The sequence below is a fragment of the Pseudomonas oryziphila genome (assembly GCF_003940825.1).
Taxonomy (GTDB): domain Bacteria; phylum Pseudomonadota; class Gammaproteobacteria; order Pseudomonadales; family Pseudomonadaceae; genus Aquipseudomonas; species Aquipseudomonas sichuanensis.
This window is the reverse complement of sequence record NZ_CP034338.1, coordinates 2,949,927-2,962,255: the sequence shown is the minus strand read 5'-3', so window position 1 is coordinate 2,962,255 and position 12,329 is coordinate 2,949,927. Positions and strand designations below refer to the sequence as shown.

At 63.5% G+C, this 12,329-nt stretch carries 14 protein-coding genes; 5 read left to right on the top strand and 9 right to left on the bottom strand.

Going from position 1 to position 12,329, the window contains the following annotated elements:
- Positions 1-48: 48 nt before the first annotated feature.
- Complete coding sequence (locus EJA05_RS13740) at positions 49-429, bottom strand: RidA family protein (RefSeq protein ID WP_125858660.1); 381 nt, start codon at positions 427-429, stop codon at positions 49-51.
- A 170-nt stretch (positions 430-599) separates the two neighbouring features.
- Between EJA05_RS13740 and EJA05_RS13735 the strand changes: the two genes are divergently transcribed.
- Entirely contained in the window at positions 600-1,301 is a 702-nt protein-coding gene (locus tag EJA05_RS13735; RefSeq protein WP_125858659.1) for a tRNA (adenine(22)-N(1))-methyltransferase, read from the top strand.
- On the opposite strand, the gene EJA05_RS13730 is transcribed toward EJA05_RS13735, so the two are convergent.
- The gene (locus EJA05_RS13730) at positions 1,298-2,596 is read right to left on the bottom strand and encodes an MFS transporter (RefSeq protein WP_125858658.1); all 1,299 of its coding nucleotides are present in this window, start codon (positions 2,594-2,596) and stop codon (positions 1,298-1,300) included. The genes EJA05_RS13735 and EJA05_RS13730 overlap by 4 nt on opposite strands.
- Positions 2,597-2,713: 117 nt before the next feature.
- Positions 2,714-2,974: a DUF2790 domain-containing protein gene (locus EJA05_RS13725; protein ID WP_125858657.1), complete on the bottom strand. Its 261-nt coding sequence runs from the start codon at positions 2,972-2,974 to the stop codon at positions 2,714-2,716.
- 113 nt (positions 2,975-3,087) lie between these two features.
- Here EJA05_RS13725 and EJA05_RS13720 point away from each other — a divergent pair, with 113 nt between their 5' ends.
- On the top strand, positions 3,088-4,020 hold the full coding sequence (locus tag EJA05_RS13720; RefSeq protein ID WP_125858656.1) for a LysR family transcriptional regulator: 933 nt from the start codon (positions 3,088-3,090) through the stop codon (positions 4,018-4,020).
- Between the two features lie 77 nt (positions 4,021-4,097).
- Here EJA05_RS13720 and EJA05_RS13715 read toward each other — a convergent pair whose 3' ends face one another.
- Complete coding sequence (locus tag EJA05_RS13715) at positions 4,098-4,652, bottom strand: YbhB/YbcL family Raf kinase inhibitor-like protein (RefSeq protein ID WP_125858655.1); 555 nt, start codon at positions 4,650-4,652, stop codon at positions 4,098-4,100.
- A 49-nt stretch (positions 4,653-4,701) separates the two neighbouring features.
- On the bottom strand, positions 4,702-5,031 hold the full coding sequence (locus EJA05_RS13710) for a hypothetical protein (protein ID WP_125858654.1): 330 nt from the start codon (positions 5,029-5,031) through the stop codon (positions 4,702-4,704).
- 243 nt (positions 5,032-5,274) lie between these two features.
- Here EJA05_RS13710 and EJA05_RS13705 point away from each other — a divergent pair, with 243 nt between their 5' ends.
- Positions 5,275-6,237, top strand: a complete 963-nt coding sequence (locus EJA05_RS13705; RefSeq protein ID WP_125858653.1) for a hypothetical protein — start codon at positions 5,275-5,277, stop codon at positions 6,235-6,237.
- A 75-nt stretch (positions 6,238-6,312) separates the two neighbouring features.
- Here the strand turns inward: EJA05_RS13705 and EJA05_RS13700 are convergent, their stop codons facing one another.
- Positions 6,313-7,590 (bottom strand): MFS transporter, encoded by a 1,278-nt coding sequence (locus EJA05_RS13700; protein WP_125858652.1) that lies wholly within the window; start codon positions 7,588-7,590, stop codon positions 6,313-6,315.
- 735 nt (positions 7,591-8,325) lie between these two features.
- Here EJA05_RS13700 and EJA05_RS13695 point away from each other — a divergent pair.
- A complete protein-coding gene (locus EJA05_RS13695) occupies positions 8,326-9,201 on the top strand; it encodes an AEC family transporter (RefSeq protein ID WP_125858651.1) in 876 nt (291 codons plus the stop codon).
- 29 nt (positions 9,202-9,230) lie between these two features.
- Here EJA05_RS13695 and EJA05_RS13690 read toward each other — a convergent pair whose 3' ends face one another.
- Complete coding sequence (locus tag EJA05_RS13690; protein ID WP_125858650.1) at positions 9,231-9,449, bottom strand: hypothetical protein; 219 nt, start codon at positions 9,447-9,449, stop codon at positions 9,231-9,233.
- A 124-nt stretch (positions 9,450-9,573) separates the two neighbouring features.
- Positions 9,574-10,191: a hypothetical protein gene (locus tag EJA05_RS13685; RefSeq protein WP_125858649.1), complete on the bottom strand. Its 618-nt coding sequence runs from the start codon at positions 10,189-10,191 to the stop codon at positions 9,574-9,576.
- A gap of 211 nt (positions 10,192-10,402) precedes the next feature.
- On the opposite strand from EJA05_RS13685, the gene ppk2 reads away from it, so the two are divergent.
- A complete protein-coding gene (gene ppk2 / locus EJA05_RS13680; protein WP_125858648.1) occupies positions 10,403-11,221 on the top strand; it encodes a polyphosphate kinase 2 in 819 nt (272 codons plus the stop codon).
- A 20-nt stretch (positions 11,222-11,241) separates the two neighbouring features.
- Here ppk2 and EJA05_RS13675 read toward each other — a convergent pair whose 3' ends face one another.
- Positions 11,242-12,210 carry a ribonuclease Z gene (locus tag EJA05_RS13675; protein ID WP_125858647.1) on the bottom strand — a complete coding sequence of 323 codons (969 nt, stop codon included), beginning with the start codon at positions 12,208-12,210 and terminating at the stop codon, positions 11,242-11,244.
- Positions 12,211-12,329 lie beyond the last annotated feature (119 nt).

The following is a 12,329-nucleotide window of genomic DNA, read 5'->3' as shown; positions in this document are numbered from 1 at the left end:
CCCGTTCGCGAGACGAGGCCGCTCCTACAGAGGGCGTGCGACAGGGGGTCAGGCCTTGGCTGCCATCGCCGTCACTTCTACTTTCATGCCTTCTACCGCCAGCGAGGCCACGCCAACCGCCGCACGCACCGGCCACGGCTTGCTGAAGAAGCGCTGGTACACCTCGTTGAACGCCGGGCGGTCGGCCATGTCGGTGAGGTAGATGGTCAGGTGCAGTACCCGGTCCATCGAGCTGCCGGCGCGCTCCAGGGCCACTTTCAGCGCCTGCAGGGTGCATTCGCTTTGAGTGGTGATGTCGCCCAGCTCAAGGCTGCCGTCGGCGCGGGTAGGGATCTGGGTGCTGACCAGCACGCCGTTGTACTCGGCCACGTCGGACGAGATGGAGTCGGCGTCCGGGTCCGGGGTAAAGATGATGCCGTCGTTTGCCATGGAATGTTCTGCCTTGCACGGGAGGAAAGCCCGCAAGCCTACGCGAGCGCCAAGGGCGGGTCGAGCCGTGGCCGCGGTCGCACGGATTTGATTAGCGCGGCGGCCCACGGCAGAATCGCGCCCCGACCCGGCCGCAGGCGCCGGGCCCTGGGTGATCAAAGAGGCAACCGTTGAACCAACACACTTTGTCCACGCGCCTTGAGCGGGTGGCGGCGCATATCCCGGCCGGGGCACGGCTGGCTGACATCGGCTCGGACCATGGCTACCTGCCGGTGGCGCTGCTGCGCCGTGGCGCGATTGCCGCGGCAGTGGCCGGTGAAGTGGCGCTGACGCCATTCCTGGCCGCGCAGCGCACCGTGCGCGAGAACAGCCTGGAGGCACAGGCCACCGTGCGCCTCGCCAGCGGCCTGGCGGCCATCGAACCGGAAGATGGGATCACTGCCGTGAGCATCTGCGGCATGGGCGGCGAGACCATCCGCGACATCCTCGAGGCCGGCAAGCAACGCTTGAGCGGCAAGGAACGCCTGGTGCTGCAGCCCAACGGCGGCGAGCAGCCGCTGCGCCAGTGGCTGATGGACAACGACTACCGCATCCGCTGCGAAGAAGTGTTGCGCGAGAACCGCTTCGACTACGAAATCATCGTTGCCGAGCGCTGCGAGGCGGTCGTCTACAGCGCCGAACAGCTGTACTTCGGCCCGCTGCTGATGGAGCAGCGCAGCCCGGCGTTCCTGTTCAAGTGGCAGCGCATGCTGCGCCAGAAGCAGCAGACGCTCGATAACTTCGAGCGTGCCCGCCAGCCGGTGCCCGAGGACAAGGTGCAGGACATCGCCCGTCAGGCCCGCTGGATCAGCGAGATGCTCGCCGCTGCCTAGCGCGGGTTGGCCACGCTGGCCGGCACCTTCAGCACCAGCAGCCCCCCGAGCACAATGGCCACCGCCAGCACCTGCAGCGCCAGGCCAGGGCTGTTGGCGGTGTCGCGCATCCAGCCGATCAGGTAGGGCGCGAGGAACGAGGCGATGCTGCCGAACGAACTGATCATGGCGATCCCCGCCGCTTGGGTGTTGCCCGCCAGGAACGCCGGGGGCAGTTGCCAGAACATCGGCAGCGCGGCACTGGCGCCCATCCCGGCCACGACCAGGCCGCTCATCACCAGCAGCGCATTGCCCGGTGCCAGGCCGGCCACGGCGATACCGGCGGCGGCCATCAGCAGCGGCACGCACAGGTGCCAGCGGCGCTCCCGGTGGCGGTCCGACGAGCGCCCGCAACCGAGCATGAACAGACAGCCGGCCAGGTAGGGCACGGCGCTGAGCAGGCCGACCTGGCCATCGCTGCCGATCCCGGCGCCATGGATCAGGCTAGGCATCCAGAACGCCAGGGTGTTCACCGCCAGCATCACCGCGAAGTACACCGCCACCAGCAGCCACATCTGGGCGTTACCCAGCAGGCCGGTCAGCGAACTGACCGGTTTGCGCTGTTCTTCGCCGTCCAGTTCCGCGCGCAGGGCGCGTTTCTGTTCGGCGCTGAGCCAGCTGACCTGCTCGAAGCTGTCCGGCAGCCACTTGAGCACCACCAGCCCCAGCAGCACCACCGGCAAACCTTCGATCAGGAACATCCACTGCCAGCCGCGCAGGCCGCCGTGGTCATGGAAGGCTTGCAGGATGCCGCCGGACAGCGGCCCGCCGACCACCCCGGCCAAGGGTACGGCGATGGCGAACAGCGCGGTCACCTGGGCCCGGCGCCTGGCCGGGTACCAGCGGTTGAGCACCACCAGGATGCCGGGGAAGAAGCCCGCTTCGGCCACGCCGAGCAAAAAGCGCAAGGTATAGAAGCCGGCTGCGTCCTGCACCCACAGCATGCCGGTGGACAGCAGGCCCCAGACCACCATCAGCGTGGCGATCCAGCGCCGTGGCCCGACCCGGTCCAAAGCCAGGTTGCTGGGCACGCCGAACAGCGCGTAGGCCACGAAGAACAGGCCGGCGCCCAGGCCGTACACCGTGTCGGAAAAGCCCAGGTCTGCGCTCATCTGCATCTTGGCGAAGCCGATGTTGATGCGGTCCAGGTGGGCGAACAGGTAGCACACCAGCAGCAGCGGCATCAGCCGCCAGGTGATGCGCGCATGGGTGGCGGCCGGCGAATGGGCGGGCAGGGCAGCAGCGGTTTCGATCATGATCGGCTTCCGGAACGTTCTTGTAGTTGTTCCGGACGATCATGGGGCGGCAAGGCAGGTGGGCAAATGCACTTTGGGCAAGACGGCTGGTATTTTTCCCGGCCGTTTGCGCAGGCGTCACTGCTGCGAGCAATTGCCCATTTCGCGGTAGTCGACCTGGTGCGTCTGGCCCTGGTGGTCGAGGTAGACCATGTGCGCGGTGCCCACCTGGCAATCGGCGGCGTTGCTGGCCGGGGTGATCGAGATGACCTTGGCCACGTCCATCGGCATGCCGTATTCGTAGCTGCTGCTCACGGGCTGCTGGGTGGCGCTGTCGGCGAAGGCGCCGAACGAGGCGAGGGTGGCGGACAGGGCGACAACAGCGATCGAACGTTTCATGACAGGCTCCTCGTTTTCGGGATGTGTCCATGATCCATTCATTGGTGTTTCACAATAAATGGGCTAACCCGTGATAGATTCCTGCCTTTCATGTATGAATGAGAGCCCACTTCATGGACATGCTGCATGCGATGCGCACCTTTGCCCGGGTAGTGGAGTGCGGCAGTTTCGCAGCCGCCGCCAACGCCCTGGACATCTCGGCGGCGCAGGTGTCGCGGATCGTCGCGGAGCTGGAGAACCAGCTGCAGACCCGCCTGCTGCACCGCACCACCCGGCGCCTGCGCATGAGCGAGGCGGGCGAGCGTTTTCTCGAGCGCTCGCGGCAGATCATGCTGCTCACCGAAGAGGCCATGGACGAGGCCCGTGGCGCCCACCTCACGCCCCGCGGCCGGCTGCGCTTGCACTGCACCCATGGCCTGGGCCTGTTGATGATGCCGCTGGTGGCGCGCTACAACGCCTCCTGCCCGGAAGTGGTGATGGAGTTGACCTTGTCGCAGCGCAACCCCGACCCGCTGGCCGAGGGGCACGATGTGGTGATCGCCATTGGCCAGGGCTTGCCCGATTCGCAGTTGATCGCCATCCCGCTGGGCAGTATCCACAGCATTCTCTGCGCCTCGCCGGATTACCTGGCCCGGCAAGGCGTGCCCAAACAGCCGCAGGACTTGCACGCGCACACCTGCCTGCGCACCGTCGACCCGCTGTTCGAAGAAGACTGGACCTTCGGCAAAGCACCGGAAAGCTGCGTCATCGCGCCCCAGGATACCTTCCTCACCAATGTCGCCGACGCGATGGTCAAGGCCACCGAGCTGGGCATGGGGGTGGGGTTGCTGCCGTACTACTCGGCCAGCCAGGCCATGCAGGAAGGGCGCCTGTGCCGGTTGCTGGCGCCGTACCGGCTGCGCCAGCGTGAGATCTATGCGATCTACCCGTCGCGGCATTACCTGGATGCCAAGGTGCGGACCTGGATCGATTACCTCAAGGAGCAACTGCCGTTGCTGTTCGCCGAGCACCAACGGGTGGTGGATGAGGCGCAGTATTGGCGGTAGGCGGAGGGCCATCGCGGGGCAAGCCCGCTCCCACGCAATCCGTGGGAGCGGGCTTGCCCCGCGATGACTGCGTCAGATCAATGCCCGTAACGCCCCACCAGGCTCTGCGCCCCCAGCGCATGGCCTTGCAGCGCCTTCAGCAACCCTCGATGGTTCAGCTCCCCGGGCAGGCTGCCAGGGGCAAGATCAGTGGCGATCAGGGTCAGCACATAGTGATGGGGATTGTCGCCCGCCGGTGGGCAAGGCCCGCGATAGGCCATGGCACCACGGGAGTTGAGGCCCAGCGCGGCCACCGGGCTACTCTGGCCACCAGCACCTTCCTCCAGGCCACCGGAGGCCGGGTCGATGTTGTAGGCCAGCCAGTGCACCACCCCCAGCCCCTTGCCACCATCGGGGTCGAACATCACCAGTACCAGCGAGCGGGTGCCCTGCGGCAGGTTGGTCCAGCTCACCTGCGGTGACTTTTCTTCGCCACTGCCACAGGCAGGGTCCGCGCCCACCAGCTGCAGCGCGATCACCCCACCGTCGGTGAACGACGCCGAACTGATGTCCAGGGCGGGGCTGTAGTTGACCGAGGCGGCGAATGCCCCCGTGGGCAGCAAGGCAAGCAGCATCCAGTACCTGAGGTTCATGCCAGGTCTCCAGGGCAGGGGCGTCGTTCAGCAGTGTAGCCAAGGCCTGTCAATGGCTGTCCTGGTCCTCGGCGGTACCGCCGGTGTGTCCGGCACCGCTGCCGGTAGCCTCGCCGGTACTGTTCGAACCACCGGCAGCACCGTCGGCCGCATCGGCGTTGGTACCGGTGTCGCTGCTGTCGTTGCCCTTGCCGCCACCGGGGTTGTTGACACTGCTGCCATCACCGGCGGTGGAGCCTCTGGGCTGATCGCCTGTGGAGTGCTCGACCTTCTGTGGCTCGGTTCCGCTGCCGTAGGTAGTGGAAGCGGCGAAACTGGAAGCAGAGGCGATCGCTAAAGAAAAGGCCAGCATGAGAGTGAGCGAGCGAGTGCGAGCCATGGTGATTCTCCTATCGGCTAGGTTGTAGATGCTTTGGCTTTTTCGATTTCAAGAAGTGCATCGAGGTCGACGAACGGCCGTGTAACGGTCGCTCATCAGTCTCCGGCCATCATCGGGGTGAAAAGGGGCACCATCGAATTGACAGTTTTGTGAAATCGTAACTACATTATTTTTCCTTGCCATGATGCGAGCCACAGTGGCATGGTTCAGCAAGGAATATTAATTACAGGGAAAGAGGTGGTTATGAGTTTTGTTTACGGTCGAAAAAGCTTTGTCGAAGTTGCTGAAGATTTCGCTCGACTGCTTGACGAATTTCAGAGGCTGCTTGTCAAGCACGGGTCCAATACAAATGTGCGCAATACGAAGTTGGGTTTTTATGAGCGGCAGCTCAAAGAGATATCCAGCTTGCCAAACCAGGATGCAGCCATGCTGGCGTCCATTGTAACGCGCTATAATCTGTTAAATCGACTGTTTCCGCGGCCTGAAAATATAAAGATAAAGGATGCGGATCTGATGAAGTTGCTTGAAGGGGCAAGTGACCTTCAGGAGAAAGGACAAGAGTACAACGACACGTTCTTCGAGCTTTCAATGGCGCTTAGATTTCTGCCGTCCGAAAAGGCCACCGTAAACCTGGATATGACAACTATCTGCGACGTAATCGTTAATGAAGAACTAGCGGTGGAGTGTAAGTATCTGCATGGAATAAAAGGGTTGCGACCGAACTTGAGCAAAGGACTAAAGCAGCTCGATGAGCGTGTCGAAAAAAAGCTGGCATCCTACGGATTTGTTGCGCTTGATTTATCTGCCTTGGTGGACCATCAAAAGATTTGGAATTTTGCCCAGTCCGTATTTTCTGAATTTTTAGGGGTCTATGCAAAGCTGGAGGAGAGAAATAAGTTGGCTGCAGGTGGTATTTTGCAGCACGCAACTAAGGATAAGAACTTCGAGAAAATTATTTCTTCGTTTGTCTCATTGCAGATTGAGTCAATCTTTTATGGCGAGCTGGGGGATCACGAAGTTGAAAAAATGTCGAAGCATTGCCTAGGGGTGTTATTTCAGTGCTCTGTCGATTTGGTGTTTGAGCACGACGAAGAGCTGCTGCCTGTTTCGATCAGGGCGATGAATTACTTCATCAATCCGTCTATTCCTGCGTCGCAACATGACGAAATTCGCCACGCCATAAAAAATTTGGCTTCCGGTATCTGATGAGGGTCTAATGCTGAGATTGCATTGGTGTTATCACTGCAACAGTCACTAGACGCTCATCAGTGGCATAACACACTAAATCATCTCGGCGTTATCATTCTTCAATGGCGGGTGCTCCTGGGCGGCATGCATCAGGTCCTCGGTCACCCGCAGTTCGGCGCCGGTCGGCGAGAAGGTAGTGGCCGCCGTGAACGGCGCCGGGTGCTCAGGTTTCGGACGCTTGCCGCGGCGCCAGAGGAAGAAGCCGACCATCGCCAGGTTGATTGCGGCGAATGCCCAGAACAGCCCGACTTCGCCGTACGAGGTCATCATCGGCGAAATGGTCAGCGGCGCCATGGCCGAGCCCAGCGAGTTGATCAGCAGCAGGCCCTGGATCATCGGCACCAGGGCATCAGCCGGCGCGCGGTCGGCAGCGCTGCTGACCGCCACCGGGTAGAGCGCGAACACCCCGCCACCGAGCAGGAACAGCAGGGCGGGCAGCAGCACGGTGTCCACCGGCAGCACCACGATCAGCAGCGACAGCACGGTGCACATCGCCGCCAGGGCGATCAGCACATCCTGACGGTCCTTGCGGTCGGACCAGCGCCCCACCGGGTATTGCAGCAACATGGCGCCGAGAATCACCCAGGCCATCATTTCGCCGACCTCGCCCACGTCCAGCCCGACCCGCTGCAGGTACAGCGGCAGCAGGGCATAGATGCCGGCAATCGCCACGCCGGAGCCGAAGCAACCGACCAACCCGGTAGGCGCCACGCCCAGCAGCTGGCGTGGTTTGAGCGGCTCGACCTGGTCGAGCAACGGCGACACCCGCGGCAGGATCACGATCGGCAGCACCGACAGGGTGGCGAGCATGCCGGCCAGCATGAACGGCGCGGTGTCGCCCCAACTGGTGATCTCGCCCAGGGCCGCCTGGGCGATCACCCCGGCGCCATAGAAGGCGATCATGTACAGCGCCAGCAGGCGGCCACGGATCTTGGCGTCACCGGCCAGCAGCAGCCAGCTTTCGATCACCAGGAATACCCCCACCGCAGCCCAGCCGTTGAGCAGGCGCAGGATCGACCACCAGGTGGTGTCGTAGAACAGGCCCTGCAGCAGGATGGTCGCGCCGATCAGCGCGGCGAAGCTGCTGTAGGCGCGGATATGGCCGATGCGCAGGATCAACCGGTCGTTGACGATTGCGCCGAGGGTCAGGCCGATGAAGTAGGCCGAGGACACCACGCCAATGGTGGTCGCCGATTCGCCGGCGGCGTCCAGGCGCAGGGTGGTCAGGGAAGACATGAAGCCATTGCCCAGGGCAATGATGAACAGGCCGAGCAGGGGTGCCAGCGCCATCGCCAGCAAACGCGGAGACATACGTACCTCAAGGTTGGAATAAGCCAAGCTGCGCCTTTTGCGCTGCGTGCACGGAATGCGACCTGGGCAAGGGTCAACCGCTGGACCTCAAGGGGAGGCCGGGCGGGGGCGGTTGAGCCTGTGGCACATGCGCGATGTGGCGAGAGGCGCGGACGCTGTCCTTGCGGGCGGTTGCCACCGAATGGGCGACGGGCGAAAAGGAGGCGGGATTTTACGGGCTGTGGCGGATTTGCCAAGAGGGCGTTGGCTGCGACGAGAGGCCGCAGGCCGACGAGTATCTGCACAGTACCCGTCTGCCTCAGAAAACATATCGGACAATCAGCATTAATAACCATTGTTAAATATCTGAATCTAAACAAATATTTATTCTAGAATTTACTTTAACTATTGATGATCACGCTCAATTTTCGCCCCGACGATGAATTTAAGGCGAGCACCAGGAGGTGCTGATGCGATCTCCGGTGGACCCCGAGGCGTACGCCGGCAGGGCTGCAGCGCCTATGAGATCGAGCGCCGCCCGCGGCGCTTCGCGGGTAAACCCGCTCCCACATGAACCGCGCCGCATCGTACCTGCGGGAGCTGGCTTGCCAGCGATGAGGCCAGCACTGACAACATAAGACAGTTGCTCCCACACGAACCGGTCAGGCCAAGGTTGCCAGCCGTGGCGCACGGCGATGCCACTTGGAGGCATAAATACGCATAATGCGCGGCAGGTTTTCAGGGAGATCCTACACAATGCTGGCCTCGTTGTTCGCCGTCCTGGCCCCCGTGTTCATCGTCGCCGGTATCGGCTACACCTGGGCCCGCCGTGGGCTGGACTACCCGACCGAGTTCATTGCGCGGGTGGTCATGACCGTCGGCACGCCCGCGCTGGTGCTGTCCACGCTCAACCGCACCCAACTCGATCCCGCCGCCTTCACCAGCATGGCCCTGGCCTGCGTGCTGTGCATGCTGGGCATGGCGCTGACCGGCTACCTGGTATGCCGCCTCAGTGGCCGGCACTGGCGCGTGCTGATGCCGGCTTTCATGTTCCCCAACACCGGCAACATGGGCCTGCCAATCAGCCTGTACGCCTTCGGCGAGCACGGCCTGGCCCTGGCGGTGGCGTTCTTCCTCACCTTGTCGATCTTCCAGTTCACCCTGGGCATCGCCATTTCCGGTGGCGCCGCCTCATTCAAGGCGCTGCTGCGCAACCCAATCGTGATCAGCCTGGCCGGCGCCATGCCGCTGATCTTCTTCGATGTCGAACTGCCGCGCTGGCTGGCCAACACCGCCGACCTGCTGGGCGGCATGACCATCCCGTTGATGCTGCTGACCCTCGGCGTTTCCCTGGCCAGCATTCGCCCGCAGCACATCGGCAGCGGCCTGGTGCTGGGTGGGTTGCGTATCGTGCTGGGGGCGGTAGTGGGCTGGGCGGTGGGTACCGCGCTGGGGCTTCAGAGCCTGGAGCGGGCGGTGCTGGTGGTGCAGTCGTCGATGCCGGTGGCGGTGTTCAACTACCTGTTGGCAGTGCGGGCCAACCGCGAACCCGAGCAGGTGGCCAACCTGGTGATGTGCTCGACGCTGTTGTCGTTCGTGTGGTTGCCTGCAGTGCTGGCCTGGTGGTTGTGAGGGCCGGGCATTGCCGGCCCTCGCGGGCATCAGCTGCAAGGCTTGCTATTGAGTGCATCGCCCTGGCGCGGCGCTTGCGCCTGCGACTGGACATGGGCATCGCGTTTGGCGACTGCCTCGGCCTGCTGCTGACGTTGTTGCGCCAACTGCTCGTTGCGCGCTTGCAGACGCTCGGCGCCGCCTTCGGCGAAGGCTGAAGTGGCCGAGGTCGCGGCCAGCAGGGCGAGGGCGAAAGACAGGGATTTCATGGTGTGACTCCATCGTTGAACCGGAAAACCGGCCGCGCAGCGGCCGGGGCGGGGCAAGGATGGCGACTGCGGATTTTCTCAGGATTAACACAAGGCTCAAGCGCGCGGCCGTTCGCGGCGGCCCTCAATTGGGCAACTGCTGTTGCACCCAGCCTTGCTCGGTCAAAGCCATGCTGGCAGTTGCCTCAAGCGGCTGGCGACTGCTGTTGAACGCCTTGCCCAGGCCTTTCACGCTGGCTTGCACCGACGCATCGCCAGCCCATTCAGGAAGCTCGCTGACCCTGTAGCGGTAGGTCACCCTCGATACCGTCCTGCCAGCCTGTTCGGTCGGCTCAGTGAACTGCTCGATGGTGGTGACCTGGGCCTTGCCGAAGCACAACCCGCCGATCTTGCTGTCACCTGCGTCGGCCTTGTAGTACTTGCGGCCTTCATCGGTCAGCGCGTAGGCGTAATAGATGTCGGTGCGTGCCGGTTGCCACAGGCGGGCAGGCACTTCAGTGCGGGCAATCTCTTTCTCGCTGACCACACCGACCTGAGCCAGGGCATGCAACGCTTTGTTGTTGCCGTCCACGTCGAAATCGCGGGTGCGGGTAGGGAAGCTGCTGATCACGAAACAATGCGGGTACTGGCTGTCGAGCCAGGTTTGCGCGGCCTGACGCAGGCTGGCCTCGGTGGCTTGCCGGTCGTCCGAGCAGCCGAGCAGGGTCGCCAGCAGGGCCAGCGGTACGAGCTTCCTGTCCATCGTGGGGGCTTCCTTGAATTGCCAAAATGCAGGTCTAGCGCCGGCCAGGGCCAGCGGCGACAGGATTAAAACCCGCGGGCCAGAGCGGCCGCAATCGTGGCAAGTGGACATGCCGGCAGCCCGCCCGGCAAATCGCCGAGGCTCATCCATACTGCTCTGATCCGCCACGGCAGCGCCGCGGCACTCAGGGGTTGGCACAGGGGAGCAGACGATGGCCAAGGTTGCGGGCAAGAAAAACAAAGGTAACGACACCGGGAAGCTCGGGCGCAAAGACTATGAGAGCGAACTGAAGAAGCTGCACGTGGAGCTGGTCAAACTGCAGCAGTGGGTGGTGGAGAAGGGCCTCAAGGTGTGCATCATCTTCGAAGGCCGCGATGGCGCCGGCAAGGGCGGCACCATCAAGGCCATCACCGAGCGCGTCAGCCCCCGGGTGTTCCGCGTAGTGGCGCTGCCGGCGCCGACCGAACGCGAGAAGACCCAGATCTACGCCCAGCGCTACCTCACCCATTTGCCGGCCGCCGGTGAAGTGGTGATCTTCGACCGCAGCTGGTACAACCGCGCCGGTGTCGAGCGGGTAATGGGCTTTTGCACGGATGAACAGTCACACAAGTTCCTGACCGTGGTGCCGATGTTCGAGCGGATGATGGTCGAGTCGGGGATCATCCTGCTCAAGTACTGGCTGGAGGTCAGCGCCGAAGAGCAGACCCGCCGCCTGCAGGACCGCATCGACGACGGGCGCAAGCTGTGGAAGCTGTCACCCATGGACCTCAAGTCGTACAACCGTTGGGACGAGTACACCCGCGCCCGCGACGACATGTTCGCCGCCTCCGACTCGTCCTGGGCACCGTGGTTCATGGCGCACTCCGAGGACAAGCGCAAGGTGCGGCTGAACATCATCAGTCACCTGCTGCAGCAGGTCCCGTACAAGGACCTCAGCCACAAGCAGAAGATCGAGCTGCCCAAGCGCGGCAAGATCGGCAAGTACAAGTCGCAGCCTTACCCGTTCAAGATGGTCGGCGAGCGCTACTGAAGCAGGGGCCTGGGCTGGCCTCAGGCCTTGTCCAGCGCTTCGAGCCGGCCGTCACGCCCGAGGTGATAGCGCTGCAGGTCCTGCGCCAGGGTCAGGTGGCCGCTGTAATGCGCCATTGCTTCCTCGCGCACTTCGGCGATCGAGTTGCCACGGCCGTTGGCCGTGGGCTGGTAACGGGCACTGAAGTGGGTCAGCACCAGGTTCTTCACACCCGCGGCGTTGGCAAAACGCGCCACCTGCGCTGCGGTGCTGTGGCCGAAAGTGGTCTGGCTGCGCTCGACCACCGGCTGGGTGAAGGTGGCTTCGTGTACCAGCACATCGACGCCCTGGGCCAGTTCGGCAAGCAGTTCGGGGCGGTCGTTGTCACCGCAGACGATGATCCGTTGCGGGGCGCGCGTGGGTTGCAGGTAATCACGAGGCTCGAGGGTGCGGCCCTCATGGGTGACGGCCAGGCCATGGGCCAGTTGCCCCCAAAGCGGCCCGGCCGGGATACCGTCGGCCTTCAGGCGGGCGGTATCCAGCCGCGGTGCGGGGTCGCGCTCATCGAACACGTAGCCCCAGGAGGGCACGCGGTGCGACAGCTCGATCGTGCTCACCTCGACATTACCGGCGCTGAAACCTTTGAAGGTTTCCAGCGCCTGCAGCTGCAATTCGAACGGCAGGAAGGTCTCGCTCACCGCCAGGCTCTGGCGCACCCAGCCAAGCAGGGCGTCGGGCAGGACCAGCGGCAATGGCTCCTGGCGCCCGCTCATGCCGGCGCTGGCCAGCAGGCCGGGCAGGCCGAAGCAGTGGTCGCCATGCACGTGGGTGATGAAAATCCCGCGCAGGTCCCGCATGGAAAGCGGGCTGTGCAGCAACTGGTGCTGGGTACCCTCGCCGCAATCGACCAGATACCAACCGTGGCCGGTGGATTCGATGACAGCGGTGGCGCTGACGTTGCGGGCCTTGGTGGGCACACCGGAGGAGGTGCCCAGAAACTGCAGGTCCATTGCCTGACTCCTTGACATGACGGCTTTCCTTCCCCGCAGGCGCGGGGCGCGGGGAGGCTAGCATGCCAGGCTTGGCGGGAGAAGCCGCACAGGTGCCGGACAGACACCTGTGCGGAGAG

Coding starts and splice junctions, on each gene's coding strand:
- EJA05_RS13715 (WP_125858655.1), bottom strand. CDS start 4,652: ATGAACCTCAGGTACTGGATGCTGCTTGCCTTGCTGCCCACGGGGGCA.
- EJA05_RS13695 (WP_125858651.1), top strand. CDS start 8,326: ATGCTGGCCTCGTTGTTCGCCGTCCTGGCCCCCGTGTTCATCGTCGCC.
- EJA05_RS13700 (WP_125858652.1), bottom strand. CDS start 7,590: ATGTCTCCGCGTTTGCTGGCGATGGCGCTGGCACCCCTGCTCGGCCTG.
- EJA05_RS13690 (WP_125858650.1), bottom strand. CDS start 9,449: ATGAAATCCCTGTCTTTCGCCCTCGCCCTGCTGGCCGCGACCTCGGCC.
- EJA05_RS13725 (WP_125858657.1), bottom strand. CDS start 2,974: ATGAAACGTTCGATCGCTGTTGTCGCCCTGTCCGCCACCCTCGCCTCG.
- EJA05_RS13720 (WP_125858656.1), top strand. CDS start 3,088: ATGGACATGCTGCATGCGATGCGCACCTTTGCCCGGGTAGTGGAGTGC.
- EJA05_RS13675 (WP_125858647.1), bottom strand. CDS start 12,210: ATGGACCTGCAGTTTCTGGGCACCTCCTCCGGTGTGCCCACCAAGGCC.
- EJA05_RS13685 (WP_125858649.1), bottom strand. CDS start 10,191: ATGGACAGGAAGCTCGTACCGCTGGCCCTGCTGGCGACCCTGCTCGGC.
- ppk2 (WP_125858648.1), top strand. CDS start 10,403: ATGGCCAAGGTTGCGGGCAAGAAAAACAAAGGTAACGACACCGGGAAG.
- EJA05_RS13740 (WP_125858660.1), bottom strand. CDS start 429: ATGGCAAACGACGGCATCATCTTTACCCCGGACCCGGACGCCGACTCC.
- EJA05_RS13705 (WP_125858653.1), top strand. CDS start 5,275: ATGAGTTTTGTTTACGGTCGAAAAAGCTTTGTCGAAGTTGCTGAAGAT.
- EJA05_RS13730 (WP_125858658.1), bottom strand. CDS start 2,596: ATGATCGAAACCGCTGCTGCCCTGCCCGCCCATTCGCCGGCCGCCACC.
- EJA05_RS13710 (WP_125858654.1), bottom strand. CDS start 5,031: ATGGCTCGCACTCGCTCGCTCACTCTCATGCTGGCCTTTTCTTTAGCG.